Origin of the sequence: Streptomyces sp. 5K101, from assembly GCF_046506645.1 — a bacterium.
GTDB lineage: Bacteria > Actinomycetota > Actinomycetes > Streptomycetales > Streptomycetaceae > Streptomyces.
Window position 1 is genome coordinate 75,443 of sequence record NZ_JBKFFO010000012.1, and the last position, 15,456, is coordinate 90,898.

Consider the following 15,456-nt stretch of genomic DNA (forward strand, 5'->3'; position numbering starts at 1 on the left):
TGGAGCCGGATGGGACACCTCCAACCCAGGATGAGGAGCAGCTCGAGTACACCGCCTGAGGCAGCACGGCCAGGTGCCGGCCCTTCCCGCCAAGCGCGACGGCGACTGGCTCGCGCCGATCCCGCCCAGATGCTGGGGGCTGGCCCCCGCCCCTGCCGGTACACGGCGCGCGCCGGCGCGGGCGGGGGGTTTCACTCGCAACAGGGTGAAGGCCAGCGACGTCGGCCCGAGCCGATCGGTAGTGCGCATCCATGAGGCAGCCGGTCAAGCGCGCCCCAGTACGGTTGCGTCCTGAGAAGTGGCGGCTCACCTGTATTGGCGAAATTTCAACTACACACAGAGGGGGCGTACCGCCACGGCTGAGCCGTCCCCACCGTGCCGCAAAGCTCGGCCTCCCTCCGCTGGGGGTGCCGCGGCCGCGGAGGCGATCGGCACCCACCGTGCACGGTGCCGGATCCCTTCGGACGTACCGGTTGGCCCGACGCAATCTCCCCGCTTCTCAGCGCCCTTAGCACTCAATTGATCGCTGCCGCAAGCTCTCTCTTTCTCGGCGTGGCTGGTTATGATCGGCACCCCTACGTCCCACCGAAGCCGGACCGGCGTTCCCCAAGTCCCCTCCCCAGGACCTCGCCTGGCCCGGCTGGTGGTCCCCGCTTTCCCCCCCGCTCCCGAGGATTGATGTCTCCCATAGAACCCGAAGGGCCCCAAGGCCGGTCGACGACTCGTCGGCGGCGTACCGTGCGTCTGCGTACGCTGCTCATCTGGCTTGCGGTGGTCCCCACCACGGCCATGGGTGTCCAAGCCTTCATCACCGCGGACCGGTTGCTGGACCACGCGCAGCACCTGCGCGCCGACGTGGCGGCCGGTGAGCGGATCGGCGTCCCCCTGTACGAGCTCATGATCGAGATGCAGGCCGAGCGGACGATGACCGCGGCACGGTGGGCGGACCGTTCCGCGTCCGAGGACGAGCTGGGGAAGCGGCGGGCCGCCACGGACCGGGCAGCCGCCGAGTTCCGCCGGTCGTCTCCCATCGATGGGGCGCGGTCCGAGCAGGCGGACCGTCGCCTCCTGGAGGTGATCGAAGGCCTCGAGGACCTGGATGCCTACCGCGAACGCACGGACGCCCGCAGCGGCAGCGCCGAGAGTACGATCGCGTACTACACCGGCCTCATCAGCCAGATGGTGCGCTTCTACCAGGACGAGTTCAGCCACACGGAAGACGGCGGGCTCACGCAGGAAGGCCGCGTGGTCGTCGCCATGTTCTCGGCCTCCGAGATGATGGCGCAGCAGGACACGATCCTCGCGCAGGCCGGGCCGTCCAGGGAGCTGAGCACCTCCCGGTTCGCCGACATGGTCAATGCCGTCGGCGCCCACAGGTACCTGTACGACATGTGGATCGTGCCGTATCTGCCTGCCGAGGACAACGAGCTCTACGCTCAGATGGCCCACTCGGAGGCGTGGCAGACCAGGACCCGCATCGAGAACGAGATCGTTTCCGAGCACGCGGACACCCGGTTCGGCGTGAAGCTGCCCCGGGCGGTCAAGGGCTGGTCGGCCGCGCGGGAGAAGTGGGCACCGCAGTTGGAGACGCTGAACGTCGGCCGGGCGCGGGGGCTGCTCACGCAGGCCGACGCCAAGGCGGCCCAGCTCGAGACAGAGGTCGCCTGGCTGATCACGGGAAGTGGCGGCGCGCTGCTGCTTGTCAGCGCCGTCGTCGTGTTCACCACGCGCTCGGTGCTGCGCCGCCTTCGCCGTCTGCACGACCGCACGGTGACCATTGCCGAGGACACGCTGCCGGACGTCGTCGACCGCCTGCAGCGGGGGCAGCCCGTCGCAGCCGACGCGCTGCCCAGGGTCCATGGAGACCGGGACGAAGTCGGGCGTATCAACGACGCGTTCGCCCGGGTCGTCGCCGTGTCCGTCGACGGGCACAGGACACTCGCGGACGAGCGGCACGGCTTCGGCATGTTCGCCGCGGGCATCGCCTCACGGACCGGAAACCTGGTCAGCCGCCAGTTGAGCCTCACCGAGGACCTCCAGGACACCTTCGGCCACGACGAAGCGCTCCTCGCCCAGTTGATGCGGGCCGACCAGTTGACGGTGGGCATGCGGCGACAGATCGAGAACCTGCTCATCCTGGCCGGCGGTGAGATCCCCGACCCGCACACGGAGCCCATGCGCATCGCCGACCTGCTGCGCGAGGCCGCCGCGGAGGTCGAGGACTTCCGGCGGATCGAGCGGCAGGCCCTGGACGAGATCAGCGTGGAACCGCGCGTGATCAGCCAGATCAGCCACCTCCTGGCAGAGCTGCTCGACAACGCCACCCGATTCTCGCCGCCGAAGTCGAAGGTCGTCATCCGGGCGGACCTGGTGGCCGACGGTCTGTCGGTCGAGATCGAGGACCGCGGTCCGCGCGTGACGGCCGCGAGCTACGAGGAGATGAACGCCCGGCTCCACTCGGCCCCGCCGTACGCCGTCCTGGCGGAGAACGCACACCGGCTGGGTCTCTTCGTCGTCGGGCACCTCGCCGAGCAGCTCCGGGCCACGGTCACGCTGCGCAGGTCGGTGTACGGCGGAACGTCGGCCATCGTGGTCATTCCCAAGGAGCTGCTCGTGCCGACCGAGCGGGAACAGCCACGCACGTCGGTACGGCCCGTCCCCCCTCAGCCCGTCCCCGCTCGGCCTGCCTCCGTCAAGCCTCTCCCTGCCCCGGGCCGCCTCGATGAGCGCAAGCCAGAGCTGGTCCTGCATTCGCGGTCCGGTCTGCCGAGCCGTCGGACGCATGAGCGGTTGCGGGACAGCACGCTCCCGGTCCGGCCCATGGCGCCTGTCGGCGACCCGAGGCCCGCCCTGCCCGAGCGTGTCCCGCAGACCCATATCGCCGAGCAACTGCGCGAGTCACGCGCACCGGAACCCGTGGTCCCCCAGAACGCGGCGACGCCTGAAGAGGTGGCCGACGCCTGGGCGGACTACGAACACGGAACCCAGACAGCAGAAGAAGAGCTCCGACAGGATCAGCCATGACGACGACATCGAACGACATGATCTACAGCATCCTGGACAACAATCTGAGCAGGATCGCCGGCGTCCAGGGAGCCGTGCTCCTCTCCAACGACGGGATCAAGCTCAGCGCCTACCTGATGGACCGGCCCCAGGCGGAGCGCATAGCCGCGGCGTCTTCCGGGATCGCGGCCACGATGAAGGCGATCTCCCGGGAGGTCGACGGTGGGCGGGTGATCCGCCAGCTGGTCGAGATGGACGACAGGTATCTCTGCATCGTCGGGTGCGGAGAGGGCAGCACGCTCATCGTCGTGACCTCCCGCAAGGCACGGCTCGGGGAGCTGGGTGGCGAGGCGGTGCGGACCGCGCAGGCACTCGGTGAGTGGCTGGGCACACCTGAGCGCACGCAGGCGCCCGCGTCGTAATGCCGGACGACCCGCAGCCCAGAGGCCGCCGCCGGACTCGGCTGTACGCGCTGACCGATGGCCGTACAGCCGGCCCGCACACCGTCCTGACCATGGACACCACGATCACGGCGGCGGTCCCCGCGGACGCCCGCGGTGGCCTGCCCACCGAGTGGCAGGCCATCCTCGCCATGTGCCCGGCTCCGGACGGGCGCGCGGTCGCCGAGATCGCGGCGCGGATGCACATGCGCCTAACTCCGATCACCGTCCTTCTCGGCGAACTCGCGGACCGCGGGCTGATCCACCACCGGCCGCCCCTGGAGGAGGCCGAGACCACCAATGTCCACCTGCTCATGAGAATCAGGGACAGCCTTGCCCGAATATGACTACCCTGCCTGGGAAGCGGCCCCCGTCAAGATCCTGATCGCCGGGGGATTCGGCGTCGGCAAGACGACGCTGGTCGAGACGGTCTCCGAGATCGAGCCGCTGCGCACGGAGGAGCGGCTGACGGCCGCGGGTGTCGGCGTGGACGACCTCGACGGAATCGAGTCCAAGACGGTGACCACCGTCGCGATGGACTTCGGCCGTATCACCCTCACCGACGCCGGGGTCGTCCTGTATCTGTTCGGTACGCCGGGCCAGGAGCGCTTCTGGTTCATGTGGGACGATCTGCTGAACGGGGCTCTCGGAGCGATCGTGCTGGTCGACACCCGGCGCCTGGACCGCAGTTTCCCGGCCGTCGACTTCTTCGAGAGCCGCGGGCTTCCCTTCGTGGTCGGCGCGAACTGCTTCAACGGCGAGCAGCTGTACTCGGCGGAGGAGATCGGGGCGGCGCTGCATCTGCGTGACCCGAACACGCCCATCCTCATGCTCGACGCCCGCTCCCGTCGCGACGTCCGTGACGCCCTGCTCTCGCTTCTCGACCTGCTCATCGCCATGGCGGAGACCGCTGCGCCCGTCTGACGGAGGAAGCACCCTCCCGCACGGCCCGGTGACGGCCCGGCAGTCCGAAGCCGGCCTCGTATCCCCGGGCAGTCGGCCAAGCGGCGGCCACGCCGAGCTGAGAACATCGGCAGCCGAGGACCGCGAAGCGGGCAACGTGCGCGCACCGCGCCGTCCGTGCGACGAGGAGGGACCTGATGAACGCCGCCGAAGAAGGACGGCAGCAGTTGGACGCGGTCAGCGTCCTCAACGCGAAGACGACACTCGTGCAGCTCCTCGCGCGGGCGGGCGTCTACTCCGGGGACGCGGAGGAGCTGATCGGACTCGTCGAGGCCGGTGCCCTCGCCCTCGCACACAGGGAGGTCGGCGCAATCGGGCGGAGTGCGCCGGGTGACAAGGGTGAGCTCTACGAGTCCGGCTGGCTCGACGGTGCCCGGGCCGTCACCGACGCGCTCGGCGTCACCGCCGAACGGGCGCTGCAACACGCCGTCGGCTCCGACGCGTCGGCCGGCGCTCCCGACCATCGTCCCCCTGTCGGGAGGATGGAGGTGGAGCGGGCGAAGGTGGCCGTCACACCCCTCTACCTGTCGTTCACCGCAGTCTCCGACCTCGACCCCGAGGTCACCGAACAGGTGCTCACCGCCGTCCTCGGCACGATGACCTCCAGGCAACGGGCCGCATACGCCGGGCGGCTTGCGGAGTTCGCCTCGGAGCACCGGGTACGCCTGGAGCGGCTCTACGCGGAGTACGGGCCGGGCAGCACCATCGCGATCCACGGCCGTTACTCCCTCATCCACTCCCCGACCAGCATCGCCGCGCTGGAGCGCCTGCTCACGGCGCCGGCCGCGCTACGGGAGGAGTGGGACGCCGCGGAACTGCCGCCCGCGTGGCTGGACGGGCTGACGACGGCCTGGGGGTCACCGGCCTGACCTCCGACTGCCTCGACCGCGCTTTCGGAACGATCCGGACCGAGGGCGGGCCGACCCGCCGTTATCCTTTCAACTTCCCTAAAATGAACGCCACATGGGCCTGCGGGCGGGTGCGTCACAACACGGGGGGACAGAGCGCCTCGCGGCCTGCTTCGCGCCGGCCCAGGAAGGCGAACACCCGGCCCCGGAAGGCGTCGTGTGGAATCCGGGACCGGAGAACACCTGAGCGATGCCCCCTGTTCGCCTGCGCGTCACCGAACCGGCATCCGTGTCGGAGAGCATCTGTGTCCCTGGCTCAGGGAGGGAACGCAGGTGCGGCAGGGACGGATCAATCGGCTACGTCGGCTCGGTGCGGGGTTGGCGGCCCTGGCGGGGGCCGCGTCGCTGTCCGCGTGCGGTGGCGGGGCGGCCGGCGACGCCGGGCAGGCGGCCGCCAAAGCGCCCAGCGACATCGTCTGCGCGCGGCAGGGCCGCCTGGCGGCCTCGGGCTCGACGGCCCAGCAGAACGCGATGAAGCACTGGATGCGGGAGTACCAACAGGCGTGCCCCGGAGTGCAGATCCGCTACGTGGCCCTCGGTTCGGGTGGCGGTGTCGCCCAGTTCCTGCGCGGGGCGACGGTGCTGGCCGGCACGGACAGCGCGCTGAAGCCGGACGAGGTAGAGGCGTCCCGCCAGACCTGCCCCGGCGGCCGGGCCATCGACCTGCCCATGGTGGGCGGGCCGATCGCCGTCGGCTACAACGTCGACGGCGTGGACGACCTGGTCCTCGACGCGGCCACGCTCGCCAGGATCTTCGACTCGGAGATCAGCACGTGGGACGACCCGGAGATCCAGCGGCTGAACCCCGGCGTCGAGCTGCCCGCGACTCCGATCAGCGCGGTGCACCGCTCCGACGGTTCGGGCACCACGCAGAACTTCAACGCCTATCTGGGCGCCGCGGCGCCCGAGGAGTGGCCCTACGGGGCCGAGAAGGCGTGGCAGGCCAAGGGAGGCCATTCGGCGGCGGGTTCGGACGGTGTGGCCTCGCAGGTGTACACCACGGACGGCGCCATCGGATACCTCGAGTTGTCCTCCGCCGCGGCGGAGGGGATTGCCACGGTCAGGCTGGACACCGGTGCGCCGGAGCCGGTCGCCGTCTCGGCGAAGGCGGCGTCGGCGGGCATCGCCGCGGCCGAGGTGGGTGCCGGGGGCGGCAAGGACCTGACGGTGGAGTTCGACTACGCGACCGACGCCCCGGGGGCGTACCCGCTGGTCCAGGTCACCTACGAGGTCGTCTGCGACAGGGGCACGCCGGCCGAGGTGCTTCCGGCCCTCAAGTCCTTCCTCACCTACACGGCGGGCGAGGAGGGGCAGAACCACCTGGCGAAGCTGCACTACGCACCCTTGCCGCCGGCGCTGGCCGCCCGGGTGCGGGACGTGGTGGCGAGCCTGTCCTGACGGAGGGGTGCGGGCGCGCGACGTCGGTGCGACGGACGCGGGTCACTCGTCGAAGGGGTCCTCGGGCTCCGCGTCCGGGTCCGGCCACGCCTGGTCCTTGACGCGCTTGCCGACCACCGCCGCCGCCGCGAGCGCGCTGGCGAGGAAGGCCGCGGCGACGGTCCACGGCTGGTTGAACCGGTGGCCGGTGACGTGGTCGAGCGAGTACCGGCCGGGACCCGCGACGCCGATGGCCGCCGCGGTGAACCCGAGGAACGCCGGGTACTCGAAGCCGCCCGACTGCGCGAAGAAGCCGGCCGGCGCGTGCACGGAGACGGCGCCCGCCATGTTGCCCGCCGCCACGGCGCCGGCGGCGGGAGTCGCGAGCCCCAGCGCCAGCAGCACGCCTCCACCGGTCTCGGCGAGGCCGGCAGCGAGGGCGCTCCTCTTGGGCGGGTGGAAGCCCATGGCCTCCATCCCCTTGCTGGTGCCCGCCAGGCCGCCGCCCCCGAACCAGCCGAAGAGCTTCTGCGTGCCGTGGGCGACGAGCACGGTGCCGGTGCCGACGCGCAGGACGAAGAGCCCGACGTCGCGGCGGTTGAAGGTGGTCATGGCTGCTCCCGTCGGGGACGACATGGGCGACGCCACCCACTCTCGTCCCGCCGCGCGCCCGGACCGCTGCGTTGCTACGCCGTACGGGTGACAACCCGCGCGACCGGCCGGGCACTCCCGGCGGCCGGGGCGCCCGTTCCGGGCCACGCCCGCCGGCACCGCGAGGCAATGACTCCCGCCGCGCCCGACCCGACGTCCCGAGCCCGCGCCGCGGCCCCGGCCGGCACCCGCCACGCGCGCGGCACACGGACACCCGCCGGCACCGCCGGGCACACCCGCGCCCGCCGCGGCCGCGTGGCACGCCCGGGGCTCGCGAGCGGGGCTCGGTCGGCCGGTGGACCGGCTCGGGGAGGGCGTCCGTACCCGTCCCGTTCCGCGAACACGGTGCCCGCGGACCCCGGCTACCGGCGACCCGCCTCGGCTCCCCGTAGATGCTGCATGGCGTACGAGCTCCACGGACGCCAGCGGGCCGGGTCGGCGTCCGGCGGCAGCGGTGGGCCGTCGGGCAGCAGTACGTCCGGGTCGCCCAGTGCGAGCATACGGATGCGGGCGGCTGTCGCGGCATCGACGCCGGGGAGGCCGAGCAACCGGCGCTCGGTCTCCTCGCGGTCCGCGCCCGGGTCCAGCGTCAGGTCGCCGGAGGCGAGCGCGGTCGCCAGGGCACGCAGCGCCGGCGGACCCGCCTCAGTCAGGCTCTCGGCGCGCGGGAAGAGGCGGGTGAGGCCGCCGTTGGGGGCGCACAGCTCCTCTCCGTGGGCCGCCACGAGATCCGCGGCGGCTTCGCCGGCCACGATCCGGATCGCGGCCTCGTGCGGGTCCGCCGCGCCGGGCACCCGCAGGCCGGGGCGGGCCGCGACCAGCGGGGCGAGGACGGGGTCGGCGCCGAGGCGGTCCGCGACCGCGCGGGGGTCGGCGTCCAGGTCGAACAGGCGGCGCACGCGCTGCGTCGCGGTGGTCAGGTCGCGCAGGTCGGCGAGGTGCAGGCGGCACTCCAGCCAGCCACCGGGGCCCGGCCGTTCCGACACCTCGGCGACGGCGGCGCCGCCGGGCAGGCGCAGGGTGCGCCGGTAGCTGCGCGAGCCGTTCTCGCCGACGACTTCCTCGACGCCCGGGATCGCGCGGGCCGCCAGGTGGTCGACCATGTCGCGGGCGGCGTAGGGGCCCCGGTAGGCCAGCCGCAGCGGGACGCCCGCACCGCCGCCCGGAGCGTGGGTGGGCCCGGGGCGGGCCGAGCGCAGCTCGCTGGGGGTGGCCGCGTAGATCTCGCGCATGGTGTCGTTGAACTGCCGTACGCTCGCGAACCCGGCCGCGAAGGCGATCTCCGCGGCCTGCAGCGTGGTCGTCTGCAACAGGACGCGTGCGGTGTGACCGCGCTGCGCGCGGGCCAGCGCGATGGGCCCCGCGCCCAGCTCGGCATTGAGCTGGCGCTGCACCTGGCGGGCGCTGTAGCCGAGGCGGGTGGCGAGTCCCGCGACGCCCTCGCGGTCCACGACGCCGTCGCCGATGAGCCGCATGGCGCGGCCGACGACGTCCGCGCGGACGTTCCATTCGGCGGAGCCGGGCACGGCGTCGGGACGGCAGCGGCGGCAGGCGCGGTATCCGGCGCTCTGGGCGGCAGCGGCGGTGCGGTAGAAGGAGACGTTCTGGCGTTTGGGGGTGACCGCGGGGCAGCTGGGGCGGCAGTAGATGCCGGTGGTGGAGACGGCGAAGAAGAACACGCCGTCGAAACGGGCGTCGCGGCTGCTCACCGCCTGGTACCTGCTGTCCTCGGTCAGGGCCCCGGTGAGGAGGTCCTCGGACCGTGTCCGCGCCTCGGACCGTGTCCGCGCGGTGCGCCCGTCGGCCGTCCGGCTGCCGTCGATGGTCATAGGGCCAGTATCGGAGGCTCCGCGGTCCCCGGCTGGCGGAAATCGGACATGATACTGACGCCGACCGTGCCGCCGTCGCGGTCCACGTCGTCGGGTCGGCCCGGCTCGAGGCGGGCCGACCCGGTCGGGCACGACGGTGCCGTTCAGCGGCTGCCGGTACAGCAGCCGCCCGTCCTGTTCCACGGCGAGAACCGCGCGGGGCGGACGACCAGCGCCTTCGTCCCGGACGTGCCCTGGTCGACGGCGAGCGCTGGCCCCGAGGGCCGACGAGCCCGCCCGTTCCGCTGATGCGGCATCAACTCCTTGCTGATTCCGCCCACGGTGTGGTGGTTCGTCGCGCGGCGCACGTACAGCACGCCCGCCGCGTACGGCAGCGCCTGTGAGCAGGCGGAGGTCGCGGAGAACATCGTCTGACGCGCGACCGGTCGCGTTGCGCCGGAATGGCAGGGGTGACAACGATGTTGGGGCAAAAGGCGCTCTGTTGCCGGAGCCCGTGTCCTCCGTGTTGTGCGTACCGAAGGAGTGAGTGTGCCGTGGCCCTTTCCCGTCACGAGCGTGAGCAGTTCCTCGCCGAGCCCCATATCGCCGCACTCGCGGTCGACTCGGGCGACGGCGCACGGGCGCCGCTCACGGTGCCCATCTGGTACCAGTACGCCCCTGGCGGCGACATCTGGATCATGACGGGTCGCGACTCCCGCAAGGCCCGGCTGATCGCGGAGGCGGGGCGGTTCAGCCTCATGGTCGACCGGGTGGAGCCCACCGTCCGGTACGTGTCGGTCGAGGGCCCTGTCGTCGACACCGTGCCGGCCACGCGGGAGCAGCTCGTGGAGATCTCCGCCCGCTACCTTCCGGCCGAGAAGGTCGAGGGGTACGTCGACTTCGCCTGGAAGAGCCACGGCGACCAGGTGGTCGTCCACATGCGGCCGCAGCGCTGGGTGAGCTCGGACCTCGGCAACGTCTGAGCCGGTCTCCGGCCCCACGACGTGGTCGTCGGGCCGGCGGCGACGGGCCGACGCCCCCCGGACCGGGCCGGGCAGGAAGCAGGACAGGGGCGAGCCGCCCGACGGTCTCAGGCCGTCGGGCGGCTCGCTTTTTCTGGGCCACTTCCTGCCCTTGACGCCCTGCCCCCCTCCCTCCCCCTCAGCGGAGCCGAGGGGGACAAGGGTTTTCCCCGTATCGCGTTCACCTCAGCTTTTCCTACTGTCTGCCGCACCGGCAGATCCGCCCCCCTGACTCGCGAGCTCCACGCTCTCCTGTCAGGTGCATGCAGATCGGGCCTGCCGGTGCGGCCCCGAAGAGGGGGGCCGTCGTGCCGGCGGCGGCGCGCGGGCCACCCGGCCCAGGGAACCGCGGGAAGCAACCCCCACACCGCGACCTCGGTTCCCGCGCCGCCCGCTCGGCAGCAGAGACCGTCATTCGAGAGGAACACCTTGAACGGTTCCAGGCGGAGACTCATAGCCGTCGCGGCAGCGAGCGCCACACTCGCCGGCGTTGCCGCGACGACTTCCGTGGCGTTTGCCGCAACGCCAGCGAATCCCGCGCCGAAGCCCGCCCCGGCGTCGCAGGCGATGTCCACCCCTCCGGCCGCGCCGGTGGAGAAGGTCATCGTCACCTACAAGTCCCAGGCCGCCGAGGCCATCTCCAACACCGCGGCCAGGAGCGACGCGGCCGAGAAGGCCGAGAAGACCGGCGAGAGCCTGTCCTTCGAGCGCCGGCTCGCGGGCGGCTCGGCCCTGGTCGACCTCGGGGGCGAGGCGTCCGGGAAGGACCTGACCGAGGTCATGGACGCCTTCCGCGCCGACCCGCAGGTCGCCTCCGTGGAGGCGGACATCCGCGCCTACGCGATGGCCGTCACCCCCGACGACACCGAGTACGCCAAGCAGTGGGACCTCTTCGAGGCCACCGGCGGCATGAACGTGCCCGGCGCCTGGGACAAGACCACCGGCAGCGGCGTGACCGTCGCCGTCATCGACACCGGGTACGCGGCGCACACCGACCTCGCCGCGAACACCGTCGCCGGCTACGACTTCATCTCCAGCTCCACCGACGCCCGTGACGGCGGCGGCCGCGACAGCAACCCGAAGGACGAGGGCGACTGGAACGCCACCGACGGCGAGTGCGGCACCGGTTCGCGGGCGAGCAACTCCTCCTGGCACGGCACGCACGTCGCGGGCACCATCGCGGCGACGACGCACAACGCCAAGGGCGTCGCGGGCATCGCGTACGGCTCGAAGGTCCAGCACGTCCGTGTGCTCGGCAAGTGCGGCGGCTCCTCCTCGGACATCGCCGACGCCATCACCTGGGCCTCCGGCGGCTCCGTGCCGGGCATCCCGGCCAACGCCACCCCGGCGAAGGTCATCAACCTGAGCCTCGGCGGCGCCAGCAGCACCTGCCCGAGCATCTACCAGAACGCCATCAACGGCGCCGTCTCCCGCGGCACCACCGTGGTCGTCGCGGCGGGCAACAGCAACACCAACGCCTCCGGCTTCACGCCCGCCAACTGCGCGAACATCATCAACGTGGCGTCCTCCAGCCGCGAGGGCAACCGGTCGTTCTACTCCAACTACGGCACCATCGTCGACGTCTCCGCGCCCGGCGGCGAGACCCGCCGCGCCACGGACACCCCCGGCACGGTGACGACCCCGGAGAACGGCATCCTCTCGACGCTCAACTCGGGCGCCACCATCCAGTCGACCGAGAACTACAAGCCCTACCAGGGCACGTCGATGGCCGCCCCGCACATCGCCGGCCTCGCCGCGCTGCTGGAGTCCGCCAAGCCCACGCTGACCCCGGCCGACATCGAGTCCGCCATCAAGGCGAACGCCCGGCCGCTGCCCGGCACGTGCACGGGCGGCTGCGGCGCCGGCATCGCGGACGCGACGAAGACGGTGAACGCCGTCTCGGGCACCACCCCCGGCGGTTCGGTCTACAGCAACACGAACGACGTGACGATCGCGGACAACTCGACCGTCACGTCGTCGATCGCGGTCACGGACCGCACCGGCAACGCCCCCGCCGCCCTCAAGGTCGACGTGGACATCAAGCACACCTGGCGCGGCGACCTGGTGATCGACCTGATCGCCCCGGACGGCACCGTGCGCAACCTCAAGACGTCCTCCGGCTCGGACAGCGCCGACAATGTCCTCGCGACGTACACCGTCGACGCCTCCACCGAGGTCGCGAACGGCACCTGGAAGCTCCAGGTCCGCGATGTGGCCTCGGGAGACACCGGCTACATCGACTCCTGGAGCCTCACCTTCTGATCCCCGGGACCGACGTATCACCGCAGGTCACGGCGCGTTCCCGGCTTCCGCCGGGGGCGCGCCGTCCGGCTGTGCAAGTCCAGACCTGTCCGTATGCCGGACGACGACCCTGGACTGAGGGGACCGGCTTCGTATCCTCTGCTCGAACGGGCAGGGGGCCCGCGCACGCCGGAGGGTGGTGGTGGGCTCATGACATCGGCCGCGTACCGCGCCGAGCCCGTCGGCCGCGCCGAACTCCTCGCCCGCCTCGACCGCGTACTGCGCACCGGCGGCCGTGCCCTGCTCACCGGTCCCCCGGGAGTCGGCAAGACCGAGGTCGCCCTGTCCGTCGCCGCGCGCGCCGAGGCGCGGGGCGAGACGGTGCTCTGGCTGGCCGCGCTGCCCGCAGACCGCGGCATCCCGGGTGCGGCCGCCGCCGCGCTCATCGCCTCCGTCGCGGCGGCCGCCCTGCCCGCGCAGGGTCCGGCCGAGGGGGACGTCCTCGCGGGCCTGCCCGGCCCGCAGCGCGCCGCCGTCGCCATGCTGTGCCGTGAGGCGCCGATGGCGGACGGCGGCTGGGACCCGGTCGCCCTGCGCCTGGCCCTCGCCCGCATCCTGCGCACCCTGGCCGCGCGCGGGCCCGCCCTCCTGGTGCTCGACGGCGTCCAGTGCATCGACCCGGCGAGCGCCGACCTGCTGCGGTTCGCGCTCCGTCTCGCGCCGCCCGAACTGCGGGCGGTCGCCGTCGACACCCCGGCCGCGCACGGCACGGGCGGCGACCCGACAGGGCGGACCGCGCCGGAAGCGACGGCGGAGCCGCTCTGGGAGCCGTCCGAGGCCGACGTGCTGAACGTGCCTCCCCTGCAGGCCGACGAGATCGCCGAACTCCTCATCCACCACCGGCTGCCCGCCCGCATGGCGGGCCGCATCCACAAGGCCAGCGGCGGCAACCCGCGGCTCGCGCTGGCCGTCGGCCGCTCCCTCGCGGACGCACGCACGCCTGTGCACCACGCCGAGTCCCTCTCGCTGTCGGGCCGCGCCCGGGACCTCGCCCGCGCGCTGCTCGGCGCCGTCCCGCCCGACGTCCGTACGACCCTCCTGCTCGCGGCGCTCGCCCTGCGGCCGACCGCCTCGCTGATCCGCCGGGCCGGGCGGCCCACCGCCGAGGCGGATCTGGCGGCAGCCGAACGCGCGTCGTTGATCCGGCTCACGGAGGACGGCACGGTCGCCTTCTCCGCCGGCGTGCTGCCGTCGACCCTGGTGCACGACGCCTGTTGGACCGAGCGCAGTGCGGGCCACGCCGCGCTCGCCGAGGTCGTCGACGACCCCGTCGAGGCCGTACGGCACCGGGCGCTGGCCACCGACATCCCCGACGAGGGGCTGGCCGCGGAGGTGTCGGACGCCGCCGAGACGGCCCGGCGGCGCGGCAACAGCACGCTCGCCGCGGAACTCGCGCTGCTCGCCGCCGAGTCCACCCCGGGCCTGCACGGCCCGCAGCGCATCGCGCGGCTCGTGGACGCGGCGGAGGAGGCGGCCCGCGCGGCCCGCGCCGATCTGGCGATGCGCGCGGCGACGGACCTGCTGGCACGGGACGCTTCCGCGGCCGACCGGGTGCGGGCCCGGCTCGCGGTGCTGGACACCGCCGGACAGGGGCTGACGGGCCTCGACGAGATCTACGTCCACGCCATGGAGGACTCCGAGGGCGACACGGCGCTGCGGGCCGCCGTACAGCTGCGGCTGGCGGTCAAGTACGTGCTGGCGGACGGCGATCCGGTGCGTTCACGCGCGGCGGCCGTGGAGTCGGCGGCGCTCGCCGCGTCGGTGAACGACCGGGGCACGGCGGCCCGGGCACTGACGGTGCAGGCACGCATGGACCGGGTGCTCGGATCACCGGACGCGGAGCGTGTGCTCGCCGAGGCGCGCGCCCTCGAAAGGGTGGAGCGCCCGCTCGGCATCAGCAACGCCGCCCAGATTCTGACCATCCGCCATGCGATGTTCGACGACCGCCTCACCGAGGCCCGCGACCAGCTGGGGGCGCTGCTGCCGCTCGTCGAGCGCCGCGGTTCGGTCGAGGACGCCATCGAGCTGTTCCGGACGCTCGCCGAGATCGAGGCGAGGCGGGGCCAGTGTGCCGCCGCCCTCGCGCACGCCGGACGGTCACTGGCCCTGACGCTGGAGGCCGGGCTCTCGCCGGGACCCGCCTGGTACGCGCTGGCCCTCGCCGAGACGGCCGGCGGGAGCTTCGCGCGTGCGGCGAGCTACGCGCGGCGCAGCGCGCAGGCGTCGGAGGAGGAGGGCGACCACGTATTCCTCTCCCGCAGCCTCTACGCGCTCGGCCGGGTCCAGTTGCTCGCCGGCGACGTCGCCACCGCGCTGGAGACCCTGCGCCGCGTGCAGGCGGGCGAACGCGCCCAGGCGACCGTCGATCCGTCGATGCTGCGCTGGCACGAGGAACTGGCCGAGGCCCTGGTCGCGGTCGACTCCCTGGACGAGGCGGCGGCGCTGCTCGCGGACGTCCGCCCAGTGGCCGAACGTCTCGGCCGCACCACGGTCCTGCTCGGCTGCGACCGGGCACATGCCGTGCACCTCGCCGCCGGCGGCTGCCCGGACGAGGCGGCGACGCTGCTGACGGAGGTCGCCGAACGGTACGGCGCGGCGGGCCTTGTGCTGGAGCGCGGCCGGGCACTGATCACACTGGCCCGTGTCGAGCGCCGCCGCCGCAGGCGGTCGGCGGCCGCGAGCGCGTTGCAGGCGGCGGCCGCGGTCTTCGAACGGGCGGGTGCCGCACCGTGGCTGGCGCTGGCGACGGAAAGCCCGACGGCCCCGGCGGAGCCGGTCCCTGCCGCACGGAGCGGCGCCCTGTCGGCCCTGACGGACGCGGAGCTGCGGCTGGCGCGGCTGGTGGGCCAGGGAGCGAGCAACCAGGAGGCGGCGGCGAAGCTGTACCTGAGCGTGAAGACGGTCGAGGCGAGGCTGACCCGCATCTACCAGAAACTGGACGTCCGCTCCCGAGCGCAACTGGCGACGGCGCTGAACAGCTGAC

12 protein-coding genes are annotated in these 15,456 nt (G+C 72.9%); 9 read left to right on the top strand and 3 right to left on the bottom strand.

Translation table 11 applies throughout. The annotated features are described in order from the left end of the window. Positions 1-738: 738 nt before the first annotated feature. The 6 genes from ACLB9X_RS23040 (at position 739) to pstS (ending at position 6,712) form a co-directional block, all read left to right on the top strand. On the top strand, positions 739-3,024 hold the full coding sequence (locus tag ACLB9X_RS23040) for a nitrate- and nitrite sensing domain-containing protein (RefSeq protein ID WP_410362274.1): 2,286 nt from the start codon (positions 739-741) through the stop codon (positions 3,022-3,024). Then, a complete protein-coding gene (locus ACLB9X_RS23045; RefSeq protein WP_410362275.1) occupies positions 3,021-3,425 on the top strand; it encodes a roadblock/LC7 domain-containing protein in 405 nt (134 codons plus the stop codon). The genes ACLB9X_RS23040 and ACLB9X_RS23045 overlap by 4 nt, the downstream gene beginning before the upstream one ends. Further along, positions 3,425-3,790 (top strand): DUF742 domain-containing protein, encoded by a 366-nt coding sequence (locus ACLB9X_RS23050; RefSeq protein WP_410362276.1) that lies wholly within the window; start codon positions 3,425-3,427, stop codon positions 3,788-3,790. Before ACLB9X_RS23045 ends, ACLB9X_RS23050 begins: the two co-directional genes overlap by 1 nt. Beyond that, the gene (locus ACLB9X_RS23055; RefSeq protein ID WP_410362277.1) at positions 3,777-4,367 is read left to right on the top strand and encodes a GTP-binding protein; all 591 of its coding nucleotides are present in this window, start codon (positions 3,777-3,779) and stop codon (positions 4,365-4,367) included. The genes ACLB9X_RS23050 and ACLB9X_RS23055 overlap by 14 nt, the downstream gene beginning before the upstream one ends. Positions 4,368-4,543: 176 nt before the next feature. Continuing rightward, the gene (locus tag ACLB9X_RS23060; protein ID WP_410362278.1) at positions 4,544-5,275 is read left to right on the top strand and encodes a hypothetical protein; all 732 of its coding nucleotides are present in this window, start codon (positions 4,544-4,546) and stop codon (positions 5,273-5,275) included. A gap of 312 nt (positions 5,276-5,587) precedes the next feature. Beyond that, positions 5,588-6,712, top strand: coding sequence for a phosphate ABC transporter substrate-binding protein PstS (pstS, locus tag ACLB9X_RS23065; RefSeq protein ID WP_410362279.1), 1,125 nt, complete (start codon positions 5,588-5,590; stop codon positions 6,710-6,712). Positions 6,713-6,754: 42 nt separating this feature from the next. Here pstS and ACLB9X_RS23070 read toward each other — a convergent pair whose 3' ends face one another. From ACLB9X_RS23070 to ACLB9X_RS23080, 3 genes are all read right to left on the bottom strand, one after another. Beyond that, positions 6,755-7,303, bottom strand: coding sequence for a DoxX family protein (locus ACLB9X_RS23070; protein ID WP_410362280.1), 549 nt, complete (start codon positions 7,301-7,303; stop codon positions 6,755-6,757). A gap of 401 nt (positions 7,304-7,704) precedes the next feature. Beyond that, on the bottom strand, positions 7,705-9,078 hold the full coding sequence (locus ACLB9X_RS23075; RefSeq protein WP_410362416.1) for a bifunctional transcriptional activator/DNA repair enzyme AdaA: 1,374 nt from the start codon (positions 9,076-9,078) through the stop codon (positions 7,705-7,707). 236 nt (positions 9,079-9,314) lie between these two features. Beyond that, positions 9,315-9,578: a hypothetical protein gene (locus ACLB9X_RS23080; protein WP_410362428.1), complete on the bottom strand. Its 264-nt coding sequence runs from the start codon at positions 9,576-9,578 to the stop codon at positions 9,315-9,317. A gap of 126 nt (positions 9,579-9,704) precedes the next feature. Here ACLB9X_RS23080 and ACLB9X_RS23085 point away from each other — a divergent pair, with 126 nt between their 5' ends. The 3 genes from ACLB9X_RS23085 to ACLB9X_RS23095 all read left to right on the top strand — a co-directional run bounded on the left by ACLB9X_RS23085 (position 9,705) and on the right by ACLB9X_RS23095 (position 15,455). Next, complete coding sequence (locus ACLB9X_RS23085; RefSeq protein WP_410362281.1) at positions 9,705-10,133, top strand: pyridoxamine 5'-phosphate oxidase family protein; 429 nt, start codon at positions 9,705-9,707, stop codon at positions 10,131-10,133. A gap of 606 nt (positions 10,134-10,739) precedes the next feature. After that, positions 10,740-12,434, top strand: a complete 1,695-nt coding sequence (locus ACLB9X_RS23090) for a S8 family peptidase (RefSeq protein ID WP_410362282.1) — start codon at positions 10,740-10,742, stop codon at positions 12,432-12,434. Between the two features lie 189 nt (positions 12,435-12,623). Then, positions 12,624-15,455 carry an AAA family ATPase gene (locus ACLB9X_RS23095; RefSeq protein ID WP_410362283.1) on the top strand — a complete coding sequence of 944 codons (2,832 nt, stop codon included), beginning with the start codon at positions 12,624-12,626 and terminating at the stop codon, positions 15,453-15,455. Position 15,456 lies beyond the last annotated feature (1 nt).

What these genes read in the sequence shown, in the direction of transcription:
- ACLB9X_RS23045 (WP_410362275.1), top strand. Translation starts at nt 3,021, where the DNA reads ATGACGACGACATCGAACGACATGATCTACAGCATCCTGGACAACAAT.
- ACLB9X_RS23050 (WP_410362276.1), top strand. Translation starts at nt 3,425, where the DNA reads ATGCCGGACGACCCGCAGCCCAGAGGCCGCCGCCGGACTCGGCTGTAC.
- ACLB9X_RS23060 (WP_410362278.1), top strand. Translation starts at nt 4,544, where the DNA reads ATGAACGCCGCCGAAGAAGGACGGCAGCAGTTGGACGCGGTCAGCGTC.
- ACLB9X_RS23070 (WP_410362280.1), bottom strand. Translation starts at nt 7,303, where the DNA reads ATGACCACCTTCAACCGCCGCGACGTCGGGCTCTTCGTCCTGCGCGTC.
- ACLB9X_RS23080 (WP_410362428.1), bottom strand. Translation starts at nt 9,578, where the DNA reads ATGTTCTCCGCGACCTCCGCCTGCTCACAGGCGCTGCCGTACGCGGCG.
- ACLB9X_RS23090 (WP_410362282.1), top strand. Translation starts at nt 10,740, where the DNA reads ATGTCCACCCCTCCGGCCGCGCCGGTGGAGAAGGTCATCGTCACCTAC.
- ACLB9X_RS23095 (WP_410362283.1), top strand. Translation starts at nt 12,624, where the DNA reads ATGACATCGGCCGCGTACCGCGCCGAGCCCGTCGGCCGCGCCGAACTC.